Raw genomic sequence first — 22,321 nt, 5'->3', positions numbered from 1 at the left:
TAACTATGTTAATAAAAACCCTAAATAAGAGCTTGCTGGCTAAAAATACAAAAATTTCTCAAAAACAAGTATTTTTTTGGTTTAGTTTAAGTCTGATATTTGCTGCTGGTTATGCAATGTTGGGATTGCAGCAAGCTTTCGCTAGCGAGTATGTAGTGCAGGATGATGCAAGACAACACGTATTTTGGATGTTGAGATTTGTAGATCCAAATCTGTTCCCAGACGATTTAATTGCCGATTATTTTCAATCGGTAGCCCCTGTGGGATACTCCAATTTTTATCGAGCGTTTGCAGTTTTAGGAATTAATCCATTACTGTTAAATAAATTACTGCCATTAGTATTGGGATTAATTGCTACTGGCTATTGTTTTGCTTTTTGTTTACAAATTTTACCGTTGCCAATTACCGCATTTATGGCAACTTTAATGTTTAATCAAAATATTTGGAGAAAAGATGATTTAGTTTCTGCTACACCAAGAGCATTTATATATCCTTTATTTTTAGCGTTTTTATTTTACTTGTGTCGTAAATCTTTATTTCCTTGTTTAGTTACAATTATATTTTTAGGATTTTTCTATCCCCAATATGTGTTTATTTGCGCGGGTATTTTAGTTATCCGATTGTGGGATTTTTCAAATGGGATTCGCTTTTCACAACAAAAGCATAATTATATTTTCTGTGCTGCTGGCTTAGGAGTAGCTTTTTTAGTGTTGCTACCCTATGCTTTAAAATCATCTGAATACGCACCAATAATTAGTGTTGCTCAAGCAAAGCAATTAACCGAATTTTATCCCAAAGGAAGAAGCTCTTTTTTCAATGATAATACGTTTGACTACTTTTGGAGCGGACGTAGCGGAATTCTTCCCAAGAATTTATTTATTCCCGCAACTTATTATTTTGGTTTACTGTTACCTATTTTAATGCGGTTTCGTTCCAGGTTTTCTTTGCTGCGAAAGGTAACGGAAGAAATAATGATATTGCCTCAAATGTTATTGGCAGCTATGGGAATGTTTGTGGCTGCTCATATTTTTCTATTCAGACTTCATCTTCCCAGCCGCTATATGGAACATAACTTGCGAATTGTTTTCTGTATATCGGCAGCTATTACTTTAACAGCTATTTTAGAAGCTCTTTTTTCTATTAATTACAGACAAAACAAATACTCTAACAGGTTTCTAAAATTATCTACTTTATTGTTTACAGCTTTTATTTCGGTAACGCTATTATTTTACTATCCATTATTCATACAAAATTTTCCCAAAACTGGTTATCAAATTGGAGAATATCCAGCTTTATATGATTTTTTTCAGCAACAGCCAAAAGATATTTTAATTGCTTCAATAACTGAAGAAGTTAACTATTTACCTACGTTTTCGCAACGTTCAATTTTGATAGGTAGAGAATATGCAATTCCCTATCACTTTGGTTATTATACCAAATTTCGTCAGCGAGTCGTAGATTTAATTCAAGCTCAATATAGCCAAAATTTAGCAGACGTAAAAGCTTTTATTCAAAAATATCAAGTTGATTTTTGGCTGTTAGAATCAGGAGCCTTCACACCCCAATATATTCAAACCAGTTCTTTACTCAAACAATATTATCAAAGCAATCTTAACCAAGATAAATTAGTCAAAATAACCAAAGATATATCTCAAAGTTTACAGCAAGGAAACGTCCCAGCCTTATCAAAAACCCTACCAAATTGCACCGTCGCAAAAGTTAAACAATATACAGTGCTAGATGCGAAATGTATCGTTAATCAGTGAGCAGTGAGCAGTTATTAATTATCAGTTAGGAGCTAGGAGTTATTAGGTTAAAGGTTAAAGGTTAAAGGTTAAATTCTCCTTGTCTCTTCATCTCCCTATCTCCCTATCTCCCCATCCCCCCATTCCCCCATCTCCCCATCTCTACTCTTCCAGCCCCAGACAATCTATAGTAAAGTTGTCTGTCAATAATTAATAAAAATTGTGAAAGCTATTACCCTTATTGGTTCTACTGGTTCTATTGGTACTCAAACTTTAGATATTGTTGCTCAACACCCCGAACAGTTTCGGATTGTCGGATTAGCAGCAGGGCGCAACGTAGAATTGTTAGCATCGCAGATTAGACAGTTTCAACCGAGTATAGTGGCAATTTGCGATGAATCTAAATTATCACAACTAAAAGAAGCAATAAAAGACGTAGAGCCTCAACCAACTTTACTATGGGGAGAAGATGGTGTTATAGAAGTTGCTCGCTATGCAGAAGCTGAAACTGTAGTTACTGGTATTGTCGGTTGTGCTGGATTGCTACCTACCATAGCTGCTATCGAAGCGGGTAAAGATATTGCTTTAGCGAATAAAGAAACTTTAATTGCTGGCGCTCCAGTAGTTTTACCGTTAATTAAAAAACACGCAGTAAAACTTTTACCCGCAGATTCAGAGCATTCAGCTATTTTTCAATGTCTGCAAGGCATTCCAGAAGCAGGTTTACGCAAGATTATACTTACTGCCTCTGGTGGTGCTTTCCGCGATTGGGATGTAGAAAAATTAGCCGACGTTACGGTTGCTGATGCTTTGAAACATCCGAATTGGTCGATGGGGCGTAAAATTACAGTAGATTCGGCTACTTTAATGAATAAAGGTTTGGAAGTAATTGAAGCGCACTTTCTATTTGGATTAGATTACAAAGATATTGAAATTGTCATTCATCCCCAAAGCATTATTCATTCGCTGATTGAACTGCAAGATACCTCAGTTTTAGCTCAGTTGGGCTGGGCGGATATGCGTCTACCTCTGCTGTATGCTTTATCTTATCCAGAACGTATTTACACCGATTGGGAACGCTTAGATTTAGTTAAAGCTGGCTCCTTAACATTCCGAGAACCCAATCATCAAAAATACCCCTGTATGAATTTAGCTTACGCCGTCGGAAAAGCTGGTGGTTCAATGCCAGCAGTTTTAAACGCCGCCAACGAACAAGCCGTAGCCTTATTTTTAGAAGAAAAAATTCACTTTTTAGATATTCCCCGCTGCATCGAAAAAGTTTGCGATCGCCATTCAGGGCAAAATAATGCAAATCCTAATTTAGATGACATTTTAGCCGCCGATAAATGGGCAAGACAAGAAGTAATAGAGGCTGCACAAAGTTTGCAAAACTCACCGACGGTAGTTTCGATGCGGTAGAGGGGGAGATGGGGAGACAAGGGGACAAGGAGACAAGGAGAATTTTAACCTAACTCCTAACTCCTAACTCCTAACTCCTAACTCCTAACTCTTTTACTACTTTTTCGATGCAGAAAGCCTTGCAAAAACCTCTTTTACTCTAGGAGGTAGCTGGCGCATTATTTTACCTTTTTCTCTATCCATTGCCACCAATGTTACCTTGGCGCTAACGTGTAAATCTTGCCCATCGATTGATTGAATGGCATAATTCCAGTTGATGCGAACTCCTGTGACTTCTTCCATACGAGTTTTTACTACAGCCGCCTTACCTAGCTGAAGCACCTGATGATAGCGTATTGACATTTCTACCACGGGTAACTCGCAGCCTAAAGCCACCAAATCGGTGTATTCAATCCCAATTGAACGCAAGCATTCTATTCTGGCTTCTTCCATCCAAGCTATATAGGCACCATGCCAAACAACACCAGCATAGTCGGTGTGGTGAGGTTGAACCCTGACTGGATATTCAAACCAATTTTCAGATGCGTGTAAATATTGATTGTCGATAGTACCAGTCGGTGCTAGTTGCGGTTGCTGTGATTTTTCTTCAGACATCTTAAAGTTTCTTCGCAGATGCGTGGGTTAACTAACTTTGCGGCATAAACAATATCAAGTTTACCGTGAGTCCAATTGATGATTACCGATGTAATTTCTTCTTCCCTATTCCCTGCTTCATAAAAAAGCAAAAATAATCAAAAATCAAAATACTCTAAAAATCATATTTGATTTCAAGAGTATTTTAGAATACAATAATTTTGTGTAAATCCAGTTACAAAACCGAGTCACCATTAACACGGGTTACTTTACATGACCAATTTTTTCTGTAATTTTTCGGATATAAGCGCAGTAACTATATCGCCGGTAAAGCGATATTACAATTTGAGTATGCGGCTCGCAAGGATTTCTCTAAGCTAGATATTTTCCTCTTTTAAGGAAAAATATATCTGAAAAATTTCTGAAAAACTTCTGAAATAATTTGTTACTTTTTGGACAGGTAAGAATACATAGTTGATTATCCTACCTTTAATAGTTGGTAATTATACTTGTAAGTCTTTAAGGGCATTGGTTTAAATACCCAATATTTTGGGACTTCTCATTGGTAGCCTAATTTACATTAACCCACATCAAAACTGCAAAGTTTACGTTGTTGAGAAAAATGCTGCTACAAGTTTCGTCGTAAAGGAATGAACGGATTAATTTCAAACCTATGCTCTGCTATTTTGACAAAACATTGCCCTTACCACGAAAAACTAATGCTCTAAGTAGGACAAGTACAGATATTGTTCAAGTTCAGCAACCAATGAAAGGTTGTTACATTATTTCATGCCCGATCGCGATGAAGAGAAATGATTTGTTAATAGTTTGTTCAATAAGCTATGAATTCAAAACATTTCTAAGTTCCCTCATATTGTAAAATAGGCTTCGTCTTTGACAGCATTACCGTGGCTCAACAGCTAGCTTGAATTCCTGAGAATTAACTAGTGCTTCACAAGGGCTTTGCCGGTGGTACAAGCTTCAACTGGTGGATGCTTTACTATATTCGCAAGTTCCTGTAGCTGGTTGACTGCTTCTGCACCTTCCAACTTCATTAATTCGCGATCGTCGCGCATCTCAGTCCAAGTGATACCGTAATCAGAGACTAAAAATCGAATTAGATGATTTTCTCCCAAGCTAACCATAAACGAACCACTATTCATTTGGTCGCCGCACGTATAGCAAGACGCGGGGTATCCACGTCTCTCTAGAACGATCGCCAAGGCTTGTAAATTCATTACTAAGTCTTGAACGAACTGCCGGTGTTGCTGCGCTAATCTTAGAAACACTTTTATCCTCCTAACACCACAATCATTTTAGTCTCTTTTATATTTTTTTTAGATTTTCTCATCAAATGATATTGTAAACTAATCATTACAATTGCCCACAAGTGAATAAATCTGAAAAATGACTACCTTGGAAATGGTAGTTCAATTAAACAAGTCGTGCGGTATCATAATATTCACTTTGCGATCTAAAAATTTCCGACACGATTGGTTAAATCTTACTTCTTATTTATATTGTCGAGGTCAGGGTAGATACTGACAATATAAATCCGCTATCACATTAACTCATATTTAGTAGAAGTCAACTGCCAAAAATTGACAAATAGTATCTTCTTCGGCTATAAACTGCGATAAAAGCAGCCTTTCATTGCTCTATTGGCATTTTACTTCGTTTTTTGCTGCGAATATTACAGTAAATATTTCTATTTTTACCCCAGTAGACTATTTTTCCTTACAGAGAAGGGAGAATAGTCGAGTTACTTGCTTATTTTCACGGCATTGACAATCAATCGCCTCTCTAATGGTTTGCGGTAAATGATTTTAGCCGTACATTCAATCAAAAAGTATGTCTAAACTTAAACTAGAGGATAACTAATTAATTGAAACTCGTGGTGCCAATTCGGCAACATCATGTTTAATTCTTTATAAAAATGTGTATTTCGCTACCAATACCATAAAATAAGTCAACATATAAGTAGCTTTTAAAAGATTTATAAACAGTTGATACGGAAAAATAAGAATAAAAAATTCTTTAGTCATTCATAAAATAATTAAATAGTTAAATCAGGAATTCTTATCTTGGTAAGGTGTATTTAAGCAATCAGAAACCGTATCGCGAATACTCGCAATACGGTTTTTCTAATTTTACAGATGTCTGGCGGATTTTAGTAGATTTATACTACTTTCCACCAACCGAAAGTCGGACCAATAAAACGAATTGTGATCCAAAGAGCAACCATCAAATAAATGCCAATCCAAGCACCGCGAGTAGTCCAACTGACAAACTGTTCCGCTTGTTTTTTAGTTATTGGAACCCAGGGTAAAATACGAGGTGATTGACCGTAATCGTTCGCTAATGAAGCTTTACGCCGCTTTGCTTCGCCCATAATTGAGATTTGAATACTGATATGCCGATCGTTACTTGCTATTGGAGATCGTAAACCTTATAAGGGCATCTGAAACTAAAAATTTTATAAATAAATGTTGAGCGCTAAATTTAACTGCTCCCTTCTGCTTGGTAATCGTAGAGCCTGTTGGAAATAGCACTATCAAAACGCCGTTACTAAGGATTTGATACTGTATCTGCCAAACTTAAATTTAGTTTGAATCACTCAGCAACTAGTAGAAGATTTTACTCACGAATGTTCTTGCACTGAAGCTTATTTAGACTCAGCTTTATTACGGCAAATCTAACGAACTTACTTTCTAATACCATTAAATATGGTTTTTCAGTTCAAAGGGATGCTAAAGCCTCGAATAAAATACCTCAACACATTGCTATGTAAAGATTATTTTTTTTATAACTAAAATTATTTATAATGGTTCTCTTTTTCCCTGTTTCCTTTTACAAGCAGAGTATATAATTAGACTTTAAAATCCTCACAAACTGCCTTGTTGAATAACCAAGCAATTATTATTAAGCTTTTAAGCAGAAGCTAAACAAATCTTAATTTATTTATAATTAATAAATATTCACTCTCTTAATATTAAGTAACAAATTAAACCTTAATCCAAATCGAATCGTAAAGAATAATGTTTGGAAAAGTATCAAGAAGTATTTTTGCTTAAAATATTGATCGGATACCAAGAAAAAATTTTTCAATGGATATTGGAACTATGCTGATTATGTGCTGTCCATCAGGTATAGTTTGGCATGGGTTTAAAGCCACTCGGCTAACCTCGGCACCTACATGATACCTCTAAATTAAAGATGAAATATAAGGGCTTTCCCATTTCTTTAGGCAATAATTTCTCTACTAACTTTAAATTACCTTTCTCTATTGCTGCTTTACTTGTAGTTTCTAGTAGTTCGATGTTGCTACCAGTAGAAGAATCAAAAGCGAATGTTGTGAATCTTGGTAATGCTCAAACTTTAATCGCGCAAACTCCCGTAGCTAGCAGCATAATTTATGTAAATCCTCAAACTGGTACAAACCAGACGGGTGGTGGTACTACTGAAGCTGCTCCATTTAAAACCATCACTTTCGCTCTTGAACAAGCCCAGCCGGGTACAGTGATTCAACTCGCACCCGGTACTTACAGCACAGAAACAGGAGAATCATTTCCACTCAATATTAAAGAAGGAGTAACTTTACGTGGAGATGAAGCTGGAAAAGGGCAAGCAACATTAATTACAGGAAGCGGTAATTATACAAGTCGTACTTTTGCCAGACAGAACATTACTATTCTTGCTGAAAAAAACTCTACTATTAGTGGTATTACCGTCACAAACCCAGAATCTCGCGGTACGGGAATTTGGGTAGAATCAACAAATCCCAACATTATAAATAGTACTTTTACTAACAACTTACGTGAAGGCGTTTTTGTTACTGGTACGGGCGATCCTACAATTGCCGGTAATATCTTTATTCAAAATAAAGGTAATGGTGTTTCAGTAGCGAAATCTGCCAAAGGAGAGATTCGCGGTAACTTATTTCAAGATACCGGATTCGGTTTAGCGATTGGTGGAAACTCTACACCTTTAATAGCCGAAAACCAAATCTTGCAAAACGTAGACGGACTTTTTATCTCCAATTCAGCGCAACCCATATTGCGTAAAAACGTAATCCAAAACAATACTCGCGATGGTATTGTTGTGATTACTACTGCTAAACCTAACTTGGGAACAGCTGAAGAACCCGGCGGTAACTTGATTCGCAATAACAAGCGTTATGACGTGAATAACGCCACTCGTGATATCCAGATTCTGGCGATCGGTAACGATATCGACGAAAGTAAAATTCAAGGGCAAGTTGAATTTGTTGCAGCAACAGTTGATGCACCTCCAGGAGCAACAGCTTTTATTGATGTAGCACCAAATTATTGGGCGAAAAGCTATATCGAAGCTTTAGCTTCCAAGGGTGTGATTGCTGGCTTCCCCGATGGTAGTTTTAAGCCTAACGAACCCGTTACCCGCGCTCAATTTGCGGCAATTATTAATAAAGCTTTTGCACCGCAAGCTCAACAGCAAGCAGTTAATTTCAGCGATGTCAGCAGAAATTTTTGGGCTTACAATGCTATTCAAACAGCTACCAAAAGTCCTTTCCTTGCTGGTTATCCTAATAATACTTTTAGGCCACAATTGGAAATTCCTAGAGTACAGGTTTTAGTTGCCTTAGCTAACGGTTTAGGTTTGACTGCAAACAATCCAAATGTGATTTCTGTTTACAGTGATGCTGCCCAAATTCCTAGCTGGGCTTCTTCACCAGTTGCAGCAGCAACCGCCAGACAGCTTGTAGTTAACTACCCGACAGCGACACAATTAAATCCCACTCGTGAAGCAACCAGAGCAGAAGTTGCTGCTTTTGTTTATCAAGCGTTAGTTAACGCCGGACAAGCTCAACCAATTCCTTCACCCTATGTGGTAACGGTTCAGCAATAGTTCGACAGTAAAAAACTTTGCACCGATTCTGCTGTTTATAGCTAATGAGCAATGGACATCTCCGGAAAACATTTTTATGGTTTCAAATTACACGCAAACCTAACCCCCCTACCCCCCTTCCCTATGAGGGAATGGGTTTTTTTTAAGCCTCTCTCCCAGTGGGGGAGAGGTTTGGAGAGGGGTATTTTCAATTCCTGCGATGTCTAATAGTACAGAAAACAATTACCCATTACCTATTACCTTAAAATAAATAAAGCGCCATAACTAACTTTACTAGTCTGGCGCTTTACTATTTTTAAGTTTTTAAAATTGGGGTCTTTTAAATTAAATAACCCCTTTTAAAGATCAGAGATATATTTTCAAGGTCTTTATATAAGCTGACCTCGTTTCAACTGTCTTTATTATTACAAAAATACTCGCCTTTTTTTATTTCCTAATATTTTCTTAATTTTTTATTTCATCGTGTTTATTTTCGTAAACTACTATAAACTTTAGTCACAAAATTTGAGATTTACGGAAGAATTTTATTAACTTTTTTTACGACTCTCATCCCAACGCCAAAGAAAAACCATCAAAGCGACTACTCCGACTTGAAGTGCTAAAGATGGTAAACCAACTTCAAGAGAGGTTTTCTGAGCTAATAGCTGCAACACAAAAATAAATGCCCCTATTAAACCAGAAGCACCAAAAGCCAGATAAACAAACTTTCTTAATCCCCGATAAGGAGATGCTGCTTCTGCTTTGAGACGAGCATATAGTTCTGGGTCTAAATTGCGTTTATTAGTGTTTTTTTTAGGTTTTGGTTGTACCATGAAGTCAATTATGATATGATTCGAGATTGTTTATGCCGACGTGGCTCAGTGGTAGAGCAATTGATTCGTAATCAATAGGTCGCGGGTTCAAATCCCGCCGTCGGCTTTGGTAAGTTAAACATTTTTTGTCTTTATTTAATAGTTTACTTGTTTGAGGACAATACGATTGCGTCCCTCTTGTTTAGCTTGATAAAGAGCTTTATCTGCACTCAATATTAAATCGCTTGGCGAGGATTCCAAATTGGGTATGGTGGTTGCTACTCCTAAACTCAAAGTTACATAATTGCTAACCCCAGATTCTGAGTGCGAAACCTGTAGCTCTCTAACTCCCGATTGCATCAAAGCTGCAACGTGAACTGCACCCGGTGCGTGCGTACTTGGCATAATTACAGCAAATTCTTCGCCACCATAACGAGCCACTAAATCTTGATTTTTTTGTGCTGCACCATTCAAAACAGCACCCACCTTTTGCAAACACAAATCTCCTGCTGGATGACCATATTTATCATTAAAACGTTTAAAAAAGTCGATATCGCACAAAATTAGTGAGAGCGGTTTGTCGGAACCAGCTAAATTCATCCATTGATTATTTAGATATTCGTCAAATCGACGACGATTGGCCAACCCAGTTAAAGCATCCATGTTAGCTAATTCCTGCAAAGCTTGGTTTGCGGCTTCTAACTGTTTATGTAATTGGGCTTGTTGCAATAACCGCCGTACCCTTTGACGTAAGACAGCCCAATGAATGGGCTTGGTAACGTAATCGCTAGCCCCCGAGCTGAAAGCACGATCTACGGATGCTGGATCGTCTAAACCAGTAATCATTAGTATTGGGGTACGTTCCCACAGTTTGGAAATAACGGTGGTGCTTGCATAGGTTTCACTATCAAAGTTGGCTAAAGCTAAAGCTAAATTATTTTTAGCAATCTGCATTAATTCGTGACAGCAGGCAAAGCCATCCATCACTGGCATTAATGCATCTAGTAGAACCAAGTCGGGTTTTAAATCAATATATGCATCCAAACACTCTTGACCATTAGTAACATCTACTACACGATATCCTTCGTTACCCATATATTCACATAGAAGAGTCCGTATGGCTTTATCGTCATCAGCCACTAAAATCAACGGAGGTTTACTAGAAAAAGAAGTTGGGCTTGTGCCTGACATGAGTTGCGTTCTACAGAATACTAAAGTAGTAAAGCTGAAAGTAAGTCTATACAGTCTGCCACAAACTTAGACAACTATATTTGGACTACTTCCAGACTTTTCACAGCATTTATCTTCGCTTGTTTGTTATTGCGCCATGCCTTTTTTGCCATTAATACATTTTTTTTTAGTTGAAACATTATGACAATAGGGTGAACGACAATTAAATCGTCCGCGTGCGGATTTATTTTAAAAACGAAACTGACAGCAAATAATATTTAATATTGGCAAACAATTGATTACTTATTACTGTCGTCTTGATTGCGAGATGGCATGAAAGACTTTCCTTTAGGGCGGAAAATAAATGTCAGATAAGCCTGTATCGGGACAATGCCTTAGTAAAAAATTTGTATTCTGTTTTATTATTATCTGCTGAAGTTTCGCAGATACTCTTGCTATTACAAACAAAGCTTTTGGTAGATGATCTAATTGCATATCTATCTAATCTGGTTAGAACCCTGTTAACGGTATAATAAGTACTTAACCACTATGCAGTGGAAAGAAAGTCTTATTATCTATAGTTCCCAGATACTCACTCGCAATTACAATTTTCTATAAAAATTAGGTATTACACTTAGAATCGCCAATAGAAATACCGAGGCATCAAGCTATAATCGCTGCTTCTAGAGGAATATTTCACCTAAATTGAAGTTTTTGCCCAAAATTGGGAGTGTAGATTATATCCTCCAAATTAAGTATCGACAAATTTTAAATTTTGGATTAAATCGAATAGCGTATTATATTTTATTAATGTTTGAAAGTTTCAAATCTATCGATGCAACTTTGTTAGAGTCTACGATTTAGTATTAAACGAAGAGCTTCTTTATAAATGAAATTAATCTAAAATATGTAAAAAAATCTAAAATTAATTGATTAACAGTATTTTTTATCGTTCTCACATAAATAAAAATCCAATGCCAGATTCATTGATGTACCAACAGGATGATTATGTTGTTTTAGAAACTAACCAGCCGGAAAAGTTTCTCACTTCCACAGAGTTGTTGGAAAAACTCAAACAGACTTTGCAACAACTCAAGGAAGAAGAATTACCGCACGATCTAAAAAAAATTGATTCCCTTCAAGCCCAAGCAGAATACTTGCTTGACACTAGCTGCGAGTTGGATCTCGCACCAGGACAATATTTACAGTGGTATGCGGTACGTTTAGAAAAGTAACAAAAGGTTAAGGTTTAACTTTTCTCAGTTTCAGAAGTAGTAACTAAAGTTAATTCAATTTTCTCTTCTTCTGGCTGTGCGATTTTGACATCTACCCCCGGACCGAAAAAAGCAGTCATTTTTTGTTGCTTTTGCTCCCAAACGTCGAGCGGTACTTGGGGTGAATCAAAATCTAGTACTAAAGCATAATTACCGTCAATTTCCGTTTCTCGCAATGCTAAAATTTCGGGTAATTCTTCGTCTAACTGACCTAATCCAAGATGACTTAAAGCTTTATCTAAGTGAACATCAATTCCATAACGATATCTAGTGATATCTTGACGCACTTGATTTAAAGTGTCAGTTGCTTTTTGCTCTCGTAGCGATAAAACAGATTCTGGTGTCGGAGGTACAAACGGTACGGGTTTCAGTTCGTTGGCTTTAAGTGCGAGTCCTCCCAACAGGATGGGAATGCCGTAAAAAAAGCCGATTAGATTGAGCGTAGCATTATGGACTGCATAAGATACAAAGCCCATTATGGTTAAAATACCACCGATAATTAAACCTACAGTTCCCAAAGAAATTTTGCGTAACATAATCTACGATCGTATTTTAAATTTTACTGTAACGATTTTTTCATTATCGCCGAAAATTGGTAATACTTTGATAAAATTAAATGCTCAAAACCGTTTCTTTTGGGTTAAGTTGAAAGTATTACTTAGCGGATATTTTGCTACAAACAATGGATATACAGAATATAAAAGATAGAATTGCCGTAGTTGAAAGCAAGCGTGAATATTTACTCAGCTTGTTAGAGCAGCCGAACTTGGGAACGATTAGAATTGATGTTAATCAGGCTTTAGAAGAAATGGATGAATTGCTTGATGAATACAAACGTACTTTCCCTTAAATATTTCTTTAAATAAAGAACACGAAAAAATAATTACCCTCACACTTTGCCAGTGAGGGTTTTTTGTATATATCTAAATAATACATACATAAATAAATAATTGAGACAAGAAGACTTTAATGCAGTCGAAATCGTTTTGCTCGAAAATATCATTAAATCCGAAATCAAAAAATCAAAAATAAAACTATTGTGGGTCAGTATTAAGCCTTCACTTCTAGCTGTACTGGCGCTTCATATATATTTATTACTTATTTATTACTTAAAATTTAACCTACCAATAAGACATATATCTGCTTTATTAAGAGTTTGTTTTTGGTTCTCCCAACTGCTTAATTAAACCAACGAGTTCGTTAGTCGGTACATCTTTCTTGCAAAAAGCATCTACTCTACCCATTGCTTTTGTTTCCTGAAAATACTTTTCTTCCACAGAAGAATAAGCAATGATTTGAGTATTAGGGGATATATCTTTAATCTTGCACGAAGCACTCCAGCCATCCATGACTGGCATTTGTAAATCTAGGACAATTACGTCTGGGTAGCAGTTTTGAACCATTTCTACAGCTTCTTTACCATTGCTAGCTAAACCTACTACTTCAATATTTTTCTGAGAAGAAAAAGCTAGTTGGAGAGTTAAACGAGTCAGTTCGTGGTCATCAACTACTAAAACCCGTAAGGTCGAAGGCTCACAAGACAACATTAACATCTAATAAATACAAATTAATTTACACTAACCTTTATAGTTTATGGGATAAGGTAGGGCAACTAACTCTATCCTATGGGTGAATAATTTCTATGCATTAATAACAAATATGTAGCTATTGTGTCAAAACTATTTAAACATCTGTCAAGTTAAGTCTACAAGATACAAAGAATTCTTCTTAGAACCGATCAAATTAGAAGCATTTGTACTTTTATCTGAAGCAATTTGCATCAATGTTTTTTGCGAACCAGCTTCTGAAGAGTCTTCGCTCGGCTTCCTCTGGATATAGTTACCATCTGAATGCAGTTCCCAAGCTTGACGGTTATCGGCGAGCATAATCCCCAAGATTTCTTGTATATCTTTAGCAATGTCTGGATCTTTTATCGGGGTTATAACTTCTACCCTTCTGTCTAAATTACGTGGCATCCAGTCGGCGCTGCCAATAAAAATTTGCTCGTCACCATTGTTATAGAAGTAAAAAATGCGGGAATGTTCTAAGAAACGACCCACAATACTAATTACGCGAATATTTTCGCTGACATCTTTAAGTCCCGGACGCAAACAGCAAATTCCCCGTACAATCAGATCAATTTGCACTCCTGCACGAGAAGCTTCGTATAAAGCAGCAATGAGTTGAGAATCTACTAAAGAATTCATTTTAGCTACAATGCGCCCCGAACTTCCATTTTTAACGTTTTCTATTTCCCGATTTATTAGTGTTAGGAAACGTTCTCGCATATTTACTGGTGCAACCAACAATTCTCGATAAACCTTTTGTCGAGAATAACCAGTTAAGAAATTAAATACGTCCGTAACATCAGCTCCTAATTCCTCTCGACAACTAAATAATCCTACATCTGTATAAATTCTTGCTGTCTTTGGATTATAGTTCCCAGTACCAATATGTACGTAACGGCGGATTCGATGTTGTTCCTGACGCACTACCATCACAATTTTGCTGTGAGTTTTTAGACCTACAAGTCCGTAAACTACATGAACACCCGTACTTTCTAAACGCCTAGCCCAGTAAATGTTGTTTTCTTCATCAAAGCGTGCCTTGAGTTCCACAAGCACGGACACCTGCTTGCCGTTTTCAGCAGCATTGATTAAAGCGTTTACAATTGGCGAATCCCCAGAAGTCCGATAAAGGGTCATTTTGATTGCTAATACATCGGGGTCGTGGGCAGCAGTGGTAATAAAACGTACTACTGATGCAGAAAAGGATTCATAGGGATGGTGTACTAATAAATCCCCTTCTCGAATAGCAGTGAAAAAATCTTTTCCTTCTTCTATGGGCTGCATACTCGGATTAAAAGTTGACTCTTTTATCCTTTGCATACTAGAAGGTACTACGGGCTTCCAGGGTACATCCTTAAATTCTGGCACTGGTAGCGACATAAAGTACATTAAGTCTCGCAACCCCAAAAGACCATCTATTTCATAGACATCATTTTCCGATAAATCCAAAACTTCTAATAGCTTTGTTCGTACCGTGCTTGGTGTTTGAGATTGCAATTCAATTCTGACTGGATTTCCTCCAGCCCTGCGTTTTCGCAGTTCTTGTTCGATCGCTAATAACAAATCGTCGGCTTCATCTTCTTCTAAAGCCAAATCGGCATCGCGAGTAATGCGGAAAGTGTAATACTCTAAGATATTCATTCCAGGGAATAAACACTGCAAATTGTGGGCGATCGCCTGTTCGATAGGTATACCACTCCAAATACAGGGCTTGCCATTTCGTTCAATACCCAATTCCGGTGGTAAAGGCAAAAATCGCGGTAGAACTTTAGGAACTTTGATTCTGGCAAAAAGTTCTTCTTCGGTTTCGGGGTTTTTGACTACAACCGCCAAATTCAAGCTGAGATTAGAGATGTAGGGAAAGGGATGACTAGGATCTACAGCAAGTGGTGTGATAACCGGAAAAACTTGTTCCTCAAAGCGATTATCTAAATATTTGCGTTGTTTATCAGTTAAATCTATATAGTCGAGAATATGAATACCGTGAGATGCTAATTCAGGTCGCAGTTTTTTTTCAAAATGTTGGTGCTGTTGAACTACAACCGGACGCAACATGAAGCTAATTTCTTCTAATTGTTGTTGCGGGGTGCGGGCATCGAAACTTTTGCTGCTAACTTTAGCTTCTACCTGCTGCCTTAAGCCTGCAACTCGTACCATGAAGAATTCATCAAGATTAGTGCAGAAAATTGCCAAAAATTTGAGACGTTCGAGCAAAGGTGTTCGGGCATCCATTGCTTCGTGCAACACCCGATTATTAAATTCCAGCCAGCTTAACTCTCGGTTGAGATAGTATTTCGGGTCTGAGAAATTGTTCGGATTGGCAGTTTTCTTCGATTTCGCCATGATGACCTTGGTGGGCTGGTACGACAGATATACTATTGAGCGTGACTATAAATATAGTAGATTAAATGTAGCCTCCGATTCTATCTGAAGAATAATTATCACTTATCAGTTATTTTTAACTACGTTGAATTAGTTCAAATCTTTTCAATCAACTATTCTACTTAAACGAAAATACACTCAGTGGAGTGTATAAGTATTATTTAAAAACTAACAAGTAGCTGTTTACTGTTTACTGCTAACTGTTCGCCGATCACTGCTTCTTATTCTTTGCGGCTGCGGAAACTGGTAGCTGTAGATTTTGGTTGTAAACGAACTTATTGTTAATTACTACCTGTCGCTTAGGAAGAGTATTGTTGGAGTTTAGCTCATTTTGGGAAGAAACTTGCAAAGTATATTGACCAACAGGAACTCCATCAAGACGATACAAACCAAATTGATCGGTTGTGCCAGATAATACTCGTGCGCCCGTGCTGGTTACTAATTCGACACTTACTTCCTTCAGTGGTTGTCCGGATGCATCTGTAACTTTTCCTGCAACCCCGTATTCTGTTCTAACTGGGAAATCTACGCGAGTTACCCCAGAAGAAGCAACCTCGGCTACTAAACTGGTTTTGGATACTGCAAGTTCGATGGGTAATTCTTCGGGTTCGAGTTCAATCACATAAACACCTTCAGGTAAATTACCTACAAAGAAGTTACCGTTAGAGTCAGTTTTAGCAGAACCTACATTTTTGTTGCGAGTATCGTAAATGCGAACAATCGAGTTGCTTAGATCGAAGCCTTTGCTTTCTCCTTCCACCGCCAGTTTACCCGAAATTGCTCCGCGTTCTTTACCGATACCGCTGTATCTGGCTGGAGTGAGTCTACCGCCAGCAAAAGACATATCAGATGTTAAGGATAAACTGAGGCGACTATCATTCAATCCACCCGAACTAATTCCTCTAGAAGGTATAGCATCATAATTAAGTCTGGCAAATAGACCGGGTAGTACTTGCATACTGGCACCCGCACTTGGTCCGACTTCTCCACCGCTTAAGGCCAATCCTACATTCCAACTTAATTTTTCAAGGCTATTAGAATTATGACCAATACCTACTGAATAACGAGCAGAGTCATTGCTGCCAAATTCAGTACCGAAATTTAATTGATAATTACGGTTGAGGTTATATCTTAAATCTGATATGTACGCATCACCATAAGTGTTAAAAGACAATCTAGTGGAACGATTTGGTGTAAAGAAAGCATTAAATAAATAATCCCCGAAAATATCAGGTCTACCACTTAGAGATAGGTTAGAAAAGGGACGTGCATAAAAAGTAGGCAAAATATAATCGTTTGAATCGCTATCATCTTTACGGCTGCGGGCAACAAATCCTAAATTTAGTTTATTGTTAAAGCGATATCTTGCTTCTAAACTATGATTATATCGTTCTCCATTTGATTCTTCGCCTGTTCTATACTTTTGTGGAAGTGACTGAGAATTAGCATTTATTTCTAATTTATCTAAGTCAACGTCCAAATTAGCAGAGTAACCAACTTTATCAAAAGAATTACCCACACTTGCTGATAAAATAACCGGATTTGCTAAACGCCAAACTAAACCTGCTTGTGTTTGGAAAGAGTTAGGAATTGCTTGCAAAGAACCTTCAAAGGTTAAATTATCGGAAAGTCCCTGACGTAGTTGATAAAAACCAACCAGCGTACCTTCATCCGTAGAATTAAAATCGCTGAATAAAGTATCTTGAACTAAGTTGCCACTAAAACCTAATCCACCTAACTGTACATTACCTCCTACTGGTAATAGCAAATCGGAGGCGTTAATTCTAACGGTACGAATATCAATCGGAGCGCGTAAATTGTTCCGATCAAAAACTAAAACTTCAATTTCATTACTTTGCCCTACAGGTAATCTGACATCAAGAAATTCATATATTCCATTAAATCCTACCTGTTGCTCTGCAACTCGAACTCCACCAACTCTTAACTGTACAACGCTCGTTGGTGGAACTCTACCGCTAAATGTTTGTACGGATTGAGAGCGTCTGGGTAAAAGTTCGTTAGCGCTGTAAGTTGAATTAAAATAATCTGCTGGTAAATTACTATAACCAAATTGTAAACCTGTGAGGTCAAGTCCATTTATAAGAGGATGTAAACCAACTCTTTGACGACCTAATTGATAGCGAAATTGACCGCTACGTTTATAGAAAAAGTATTCAGTTAAATTTGGCTGATTGCGGAAGTTATTATTCATTCGCAAACGCCAAGTACCACCAGCAAGTCTTCCACCCAAAAGCGTGTTACTTTGCAAAGTTGTATCTCTAGGAGTATTAATAATATCTAATTCTTGTCGTAGATTAGAAAGTCCGCTACTAGGTGCAAAAAATTCAGGTTTTAGTTGAGCATTAGTTCGTGGTTGTCTGCTACCACCACGCCAAGGTAAGTCAGCGAGTAAGGTTAAATCGGCGGTATTTAACTCTAAACTTATATCCAGTTTTTCTTGAAGTATTTCTTTGCTAACGTAAGTTAAACCGTTAATTTTCTTTAATACATTTGGTGAAAATTTAACTATTCCTAAAGGTGTTTTAGTTTCAATCCCACTATTAGTTTTATTAACAGAAAAACCGCCAACTTCCGCAAATATTTCTAAAGGAATTAAAAGAGTATTATTTTCTTCAATAATATCTAAAGTACCAACTTCTCGACCGTTAATTACAACGCCAACCAGAAAAGGTTCGCCCGGTATTTGTGCGAGTCGGATAGAGTTTTCACCGCGCAGCTTATTTATTAAAGAATCACGTAGAGAACTTTTCTTTTGATTGTTAAGTGCTGTTGCTATTTTTCGATTATTCGGTTTTTGATTATTATTAATATTTTTTTCGTCTACTTGGGGTTTAGAAAGAGCTATTTCCCCAGGCTTTTGAATATCGATGTTAACAGAATCATTAATAGTTTTATTTAAAGAAGTAGATATAGAAGCGTTAATTAATTGCTGAACAACCGCCAACATTTTTGCTGTATTCACATTTGTATTGCTAGCAACTTCTTGATTGTTAGCATTACTCATTTTTTCTTCTAAATTTTGATTATTGCTAGCTTCTCCGGAGCTAGAATTAGAAGCTGGTTCGACAGTATCGCCGATAGTATTGTTGATTGAAGCGTATAAGGAAACGTTAATTAACTGCTGTACTGTCGCCAAAATCTTTTCTATAGCATTCTTCTCAATAGACTTGCTTTCACTCTCAGATTGCTTGTTTGTAGAGGCTTTATCGAGAGGGGCTGGAGAGGTTTTACTTTTAACTGCTGCTTGCTTGTTAGCACTCGAACTTTCAGTAACTGATGAATTTTGTTTTATTGATGTAGTTACGGGTGCAATAGTTGCAAAACCTTTAGCTGGCTTGTTCTTTTGTGTATCAGTTTGAATAATTTCAGACTGTTTATTTTCAGAGGTACAAGGCTTTGTTGAAACCGAATTAGCCAGTATTTTCCCTAGTAATTTATTTACAAGGTCAGATTTTTGCGACTTAACTTGTAGCGATTCACAACCACTATTTTGGGTTGCAGCTTGCGGAGTCAACGTACTGACGATTGGTGGGGGTGTAAGTGGTAAAGCTAGGTAGAGCATACTTGGCACAAAGTTATCAATATTTAGCCTGATGTAGGCTGTGGGCGATGAATTGTAGTATTTATGAAAAAACAGATAGATGCAGCGAAAAAAAATTAAAAAAGTAGTAAATTAATTCAGGGGTGTTGAAATATCAACTCACCCTGAAAATAAAAAAGCTTGTCTAGACAAAGACTATTTACTCAAAGAACTTACAGGTGACTTTGCAGGCTTGGGAGTATTAGCTGTAGCTTTTACAGTAAAAGGAATACCTTTATCAACTCGAACTCCACTTAACTCGGCGTTGATATCTAAAACGTAGTTACCAGGAGGTAATTTTTGGGTTATTTTTTGTAATAACTGACGATTTGTATTTGGTAAAACAGGTGGTACATTTATATTTCCTATTCCAACAACATTTGTAGGTAGTTTATTCTTGGAATTGCCAACATTTTGGATATATTGGGTTGCTTTCGCTCCTGGATATTTTGCAGCATCCCAAATAGCATATTGTCCCCTCATTCGTACATGAGCATTACCTTTATTGGCAACATCAAATACTGCATTAATTACATTGGGTTTAGTATCAACAGTCACAGAATTAACATTGCCGACTCGCTTTATTTCTCCGGAATAAGCATAGACTACAACACCAATACTTGCTTTAGTCTTCACTGCACCTGACTCACTATTAGGAGCAATTTCTTCAAAATAGATTACAGCACGATGTTCCCCAGGAGCAGGTTTAGTTTTAGGGCGAATTGCGAAACGTACAGTTTGAGTACCCTTTGCTGGAATTGTAAATTTAGAGGGAGTAAACAGAATCGATCTATCTAAAGATTGCTCGGTAGATGGTATATTTTGTAATTTATTTTTTTCATTCATCGTCCAGTTTTTTACATAAGCCCTAATTTCTACTGGTTTATCAGCAAAATTAGTTAGTTTAATCGTATTAGAGCGCCCTTTCCTAGAATTAATATCTAACTCCATGCGGGGAGGGGTGATACTCATGTCTAATGCTGTGACAGTTGGTATTTCCCAACCCAACAACCCAATTAAACTTAACGCGATTGCTTTTGCTGTTTTCTGAAACATTACTAATCTCACTTCCTCACACAAAAAATATAAAATTTAAAAATTATTAGAACATTGAAGTTTTAATCACACAAATTGCCACTTACTTGTACGCAAACATTAATTTGTCCTAAAAATGTACCAGATACTAAGTTTGATAATTCTCTAAATTCCAAGCTAATTCCACCTGTAATAATACTAGTAGCTTCTTCATCAGAGCAGTCTATTTTTTCAATATCTAAAACTCTTAGTTCAACTTTATTTTCTTTGAAAGGATTGTTTGCTTCGTCACTAGGACTTAATGTGTATTTAACATCACTGGCATTGATAGGTAAATCAGAATTGTTAACCCTCATTTGCCAGTATCTTGCTACATCTTTAGTTGCACTTGATTTATAAGGTGAATTAGTTGATAGCATTTGTTGTTGATTATTGCCAATTTGTTCCACATCAGAACCATCTATAATATCTGTTGCTGTTAGTGTTTGGGTATCTGCTATATTAGATAGCTTATAAAGCTCTGCTTCACACCCAGTTGAACTTGATTCTGCAAAGACTTTTGGTTGTGGTGTCAATGATAGAGCTACAAGTATGCTGAAGTAACATTTAACAATATTTCGGCAGTTCATTTTTCAATAAAATAGATTTTTTTTAATATTATAAGGAATAAATGAATATGAACTATTAGCCTTTTATTCATTACTATACATCTAGGGTTTTATGCCATCAATTATGAGGTTTTAAATACCAATAATTTATTTGATGTTTAAATAAGATTAATGAAAATAATTCTCATAAATAATGACAGCAATTAAGTTAGTCTTTTGTATTGAATTTTGATATTTCCGTGAGTAAATACTTTTTAGCTAAGAAGAGACTGGAAGCAGGCATTTGCCTGCACCAGAAATATTAAAAGTAAAACTTTTTACGGAGTTACAATTCTGATTTCAACTTCACCTCCAGTGAATGTTGTATCCGCACCGATAGTAGAACTGGGGAAAGTAAAATCGAATGATGCTGAACCTGTTTTATAAGCGGCAGTAGCAGCATTTGTCTTGTTTTCAAGTGGTCCTTCTGTCACAGTCATTGTAACTGGAGTTCCCGCTCCTCCACTGAAACCTCCACTTGCTGAAGCCCTTAGTTCGGTTTTGGTGGCAATAAGATCAACATCTGCACTAGCAGTAGAACCCCAAAGTTGGTATAAAATTGGAATTTGTTTGGTTACTATTAGGTCTTCCGCTCCAGTCGGGGTGTCTGTTGATAAACCCGTAATATTTCCACCCTCTTCGTAACTTCCTGCATCTTGATCGACGGAACGTCCTGTTGTTAAATCTGTTGCACTAACTTCAAATTTTAAGTCACTATATGTACGTAGGTATATTGCTGGAGTCACCTTTATCTCGACTGGTAAAAAAGCAGATTGTGCATTAACGGGTGCTGAAATCATAGCGCTAGCTAAAGCTGCTGCACTAGCTGCAAAAATGCCTAGAATTTTCTTCATGTCTATTTCTCTGTGGTTTTAGTAAGGTAAATGTTGTTTGATGAACTCTCTGTTTTTGACTTATCCAAATTAGTTTGCTAAAGGGATTTGAGATAAAACCTGGAGAATCAAGTTATGAAAAATATAAAAATACGTACACCTGGATTTATGGAGCCAATATTCCGGTACAGTACATTTTATATAAGGTTAAAAACCATAACTTTGACTTCATGCTTTGATAAAGCGGTTTGATAGAGGTTCCCTGGTAAGCCGGAGAGTAACGGAAAAACGAAACTTGGTTATGAAGACAATCAAGTTAATTAAAATATCAGATTTTTTTGTCAGCATCACCCCCTTTAAAGGTTAAATAAAAAACTTTTATGCTTATCTCGTTTA

General features: G+C 36.9%; 17 protein-coding genes and 1 tRNA gene. 6 read left to right on the top strand and 12 right to left on the bottom strand.

Annotation, left to right across the window (positions count from 1 at the left end; translation table 11 throughout):
* Positions 1–5: 5 nt before the first annotated feature.
* Together ACM03V_RS02560 and ACM03V_RS02555 are read left to right on the top strand one after the other, a co-directional pair.
* Positions 6–1,766, top strand: a complete 1,761-nt coding sequence (locus ACM03V_RS02560; RefSeq protein ID WP_414619176.1) for a hypothetical protein — start codon at positions 6–8, stop codon at positions 1,764–1,766.
* A gap of 201 nt (positions 1,767–1,967) precedes the next feature.
* On the top strand, positions 1,968–3,164 hold the full coding sequence (locus ACM03V_RS02555) for a 1-deoxy-D-xylulose-5-phosphate reductoisomerase (protein ID WP_414619175.1): 1,197 nt from the start codon (positions 1,968–1,970) through the stop codon (positions 3,162–3,164).
* A 96-nt stretch (positions 3,165–3,260) separates the two neighbouring features.
* On the opposite strand, the gene ACM03V_RS02550 is transcribed toward ACM03V_RS02555, so the two are convergent.
* The 3 genes from ACM03V_RS02550 to ACM03V_RS02540 form a co-directional block, all read right to left on the bottom strand.
* Positions 3,261–3,758, bottom strand: a complete 498-nt coding sequence (locus ACM03V_RS02550; protein WP_414619174.1) for an acyl-CoA thioesterase — start codon at positions 3,756–3,758, stop codon at positions 3,261–3,263.
* Between the two features lie 923 nt (positions 3,759–4,681).
* Complete coding sequence (locus ACM03V_RS02545) at positions 4,682–5,026, bottom strand: DUF1815 family protein (protein ID WP_414619173.1); 345 nt, start codon at positions 5,024–5,026, stop codon at positions 4,682–4,684.
* Positions 5,027–5,916: 890 nt separating this feature from the next.
* Positions 5,917–6,129: a DUF2839 domain-containing protein gene (locus ACM03V_RS02540; RefSeq protein ID WP_414619172.1), complete on the bottom strand. Its 213-nt coding sequence runs from the start codon at positions 6,127–6,129 to the stop codon at positions 5,917–5,919.
* 824 nt (positions 6,130–6,953) lie between these two features.
* Here ACM03V_RS02540 and ACM03V_RS02535 point away from each other — a divergent pair.
* The gene (locus tag ACM03V_RS02535) at positions 6,954–8,624 is read left to right on the top strand and encodes a DUF1565 domain-containing protein (RefSeq protein ID WP_414619171.1); all 1,671 of its coding nucleotides are present in this window, start codon (positions 6,954–6,956) and stop codon (positions 8,622–8,624) included.
* A 527-nt stretch (positions 8,625–9,151) separates the two neighbouring features.
* Here the strand turns inward: ACM03V_RS02535 and ACM03V_RS02530 are convergent.
* On the bottom strand, positions 9,152–9,436 hold the full coding sequence (locus ACM03V_RS02530; protein ID WP_414619170.1) for a DUF3493 domain-containing protein: 285 nt from the start codon (positions 9,434–9,436) through the stop codon (positions 9,152–9,154).
* 34 nt (positions 9,437–9,470) lie between these two features.
* Between ACM03V_RS02530 and ACM03V_RS02525 the strand changes: the two genes are divergently transcribed.
* Positions 9,471–9,542, top strand: a tRNA-Thr gene (locus ACM03V_RS02525).
* 29 nt (positions 9,543–9,571) lie between these two features.
* Here the strand turns inward: ACM03V_RS02525 and ACM03V_RS02520 are convergent.
* Positions 9,572–10,606, bottom strand: a complete 1,035-nt coding sequence (locus ACM03V_RS02520; protein WP_414619169.1) for a diguanylate cyclase domain-containing protein — start codon at positions 10,604–10,606, stop codon at positions 9,572–9,574.
* A 953-nt stretch (positions 10,607–11,559) separates the two neighbouring features.
* On the opposite strand from ACM03V_RS02520, the gene ACM03V_RS02515 reads away from it, so the two are divergent.
* Positions 11,560–11,820 carry a chlororespiratory reduction protein 7 gene (locus tag ACM03V_RS02515; protein WP_414619168.1) on the top strand — a complete coding sequence of 87 codons (261 nt, stop codon included), beginning with the start codon at positions 11,560–11,562 and terminating at the stop codon, positions 11,818–11,820.
* Positions 11,821–11,834: 14 nt separating this feature from the next.
* Here the strand turns inward: ACM03V_RS02515 and ACM03V_RS02510 are convergent, their stop codons facing one another.
* Positions 11,835–12,395, bottom strand: a complete 561-nt coding sequence (locus tag ACM03V_RS02510; RefSeq protein ID WP_414619167.1) for a DUF2854 domain-containing protein — start codon at positions 12,393–12,395, stop codon at positions 11,835–11,837.
* Positions 12,396–12,541: 146 nt separating this feature from the next.
* On the opposite strand from ACM03V_RS02510, the gene ACM03V_RS02505 reads away from it, so the two are divergent.
* Positions 12,542–12,709 (top strand): hypothetical protein, encoded by a 168-nt coding sequence (locus tag ACM03V_RS02505; RefSeq protein WP_414619166.1) that lies wholly within the window; start codon positions 12,542–12,544, stop codon positions 12,707–12,709.
* 298 nt (positions 12,710–13,007) lie between these two features.
* Here ACM03V_RS02505 and ACM03V_RS02500 read toward each other — a convergent pair whose 3' ends face one another.
* The 6 genes from ACM03V_RS02500 to ACM03V_RS02475 form a co-directional block, all read right to left on the bottom strand.
* Positions 13,008–13,412, bottom strand: coding sequence for a response regulator transcription factor (locus ACM03V_RS02500; protein WP_414619165.1), 405 nt, complete (start codon positions 13,410–13,412; stop codon positions 13,008–13,010).
* Between the two features lie 141 nt (positions 13,413–13,553).
* Positions 13,554–15,770 carry a polyphosphate kinase 1 gene (gene ppk1 / locus ACM03V_RS02495; RefSeq protein ID WP_414619164.1) on the bottom strand — a complete coding sequence of 739 codons (2,217 nt, stop codon included), beginning with the start codon at positions 15,768–15,770 and terminating at the stop codon, positions 13,554–13,556.
* 250 nt (positions 15,771–16,020) lie between these two features.
* Entirely contained in the window at positions 16,021–19,392 is a 3,372-nt protein-coding gene (locus ACM03V_RS02490; protein ID WP_414619163.1) for a carboxypeptidase regulatory-like domain-containing protein, read from the bottom strand.
* A 174-nt stretch (positions 19,393–19,566) separates the two neighbouring features.
* Complete coding sequence (locus tag ACM03V_RS02485; protein ID WP_414619162.1) at positions 19,567–20,466, bottom strand: molecular chaperone; 900 nt, start codon at positions 20,464–20,466, stop codon at positions 19,567–19,569.
* Positions 20,467–20,528: 62 nt separating this feature from the next.
* Positions 20,529–21,020: a hypothetical protein gene (locus tag ACM03V_RS02480; protein WP_414619161.1), complete on the bottom strand. Its 492-nt coding sequence runs from the start codon at positions 21,018–21,020 to the stop codon at positions 20,529–20,531.
* A gap of 350 nt (positions 21,021–21,370) precedes the next feature.
* Positions 21,371–21,946 (bottom strand): hypothetical protein, encoded by a 576-nt coding sequence (locus ACM03V_RS02475; protein ID WP_414619160.1) that lies wholly within the window; start codon positions 21,944–21,946, stop codon positions 21,371–21,373.
* Positions 21,947–22,321 lie beyond the last annotated feature (375 nt).

The sequence above is a fragment of the Calothrix sp. CCY 0018 genome (genome assembly GCF_963920925.1).
GTDB lineage: Bacteria > Cyanobacteriota > Cyanobacteriia > Cyanobacteriales > Nostocaceae > Rivularia.
The sequence above is the reverse complement of the archived record's forward strand: the minus strand, read 5'-3'. Positions and strand labels throughout refer to the sequence as shown.

Coding starts and splice junctions, on each gene's coding strand:
- ACM03V_RS02520 (WP_414619169.1), bottom strand. CDS start 10,606: ATGTCAGGCACAAGCCCAACTTCTTTTTCTAGTAAACCTCCGTTGATT.
- ACM03V_RS02515 (WP_414619168.1), top strand. CDS start 11,560: ATGCCAGATTCATTGATGTACCAACAGGATGATTATGTTGTTTTAGAA.
- ACM03V_RS02505 (WP_414619166.1), top strand. CDS start 12,542: ATGGATATACAGAATATAAAAGATAGAATTGCCGTAGTTGAAAGCAAG.
- ACM03V_RS02500 (WP_414619165.1), bottom strand. CDS start 13,412: ATGTTAATGTTGTCTTGTGAGCCTTCGACCTTACGGGTTTTAGTAGTT.
- ACM03V_RS02490 (WP_414619163.1), bottom strand. CDS start 19,392: ATGCTCTACCTAGCTTTACCACTTACACCCCCACCAATCGTCAGTACG.
- ACM03V_RS02550 (WP_414619174.1), bottom strand. CDS start 3,758: ATGTCTGAAGAAAAATCACAGCAACCGCAACTAGCACCGACTGGTACT.
- ACM03V_RS02510 (WP_414619167.1), bottom strand. CDS start 12,395: ATGTTACGCAAAATTTCTTTGGGAACTGTAGGTTTAATTATCGGTGGT.
- ACM03V_RS02475 (WP_414619160.1), bottom strand. CDS start 21,946: ATGAAGAAAATTCTAGGCATTTTTGCAGCTAGTGCAGCAGCTTTAGCT.
- ACM03V_RS02540 (WP_414619172.1), bottom strand. CDS start 6,129: ATGGGCGAAGCAAAGCGGCGTAAAGCTTCATTAGCGAACGATTACGGT.
- ACM03V_RS02530 (WP_414619170.1), bottom strand. CDS start 9,436: ATGGTACAACCAAAACCTAAAAAAAACACTAATAAACGCAATTTAGAC.
- ACM03V_RS02485 (WP_414619162.1), bottom strand. CDS start 20,466: ATGTTTCAGAAAACAGCAAAAGCAATCGCGTTAAGTTTAATTGGGTTG.
- ppk1 (WP_414619164.1), bottom strand. CDS start 15,770: ATGGCGAAATCGAAGAAAACTGCCAATCCGAACAATTTCTCAGACCCG.
- ACM03V_RS02560 (WP_414619176.1), top strand. CDS start 6: ATGTTAATAAAAACCCTAAATAAGAGCTTGCTGGCTAAAAATACAAAA.
- ACM03V_RS02535 (WP_414619171.1), top strand. CDS start 6,954: ATGAAATATAAGGGCTTTCCCATTTCTTTAGGCAATAATTTCTCTACT.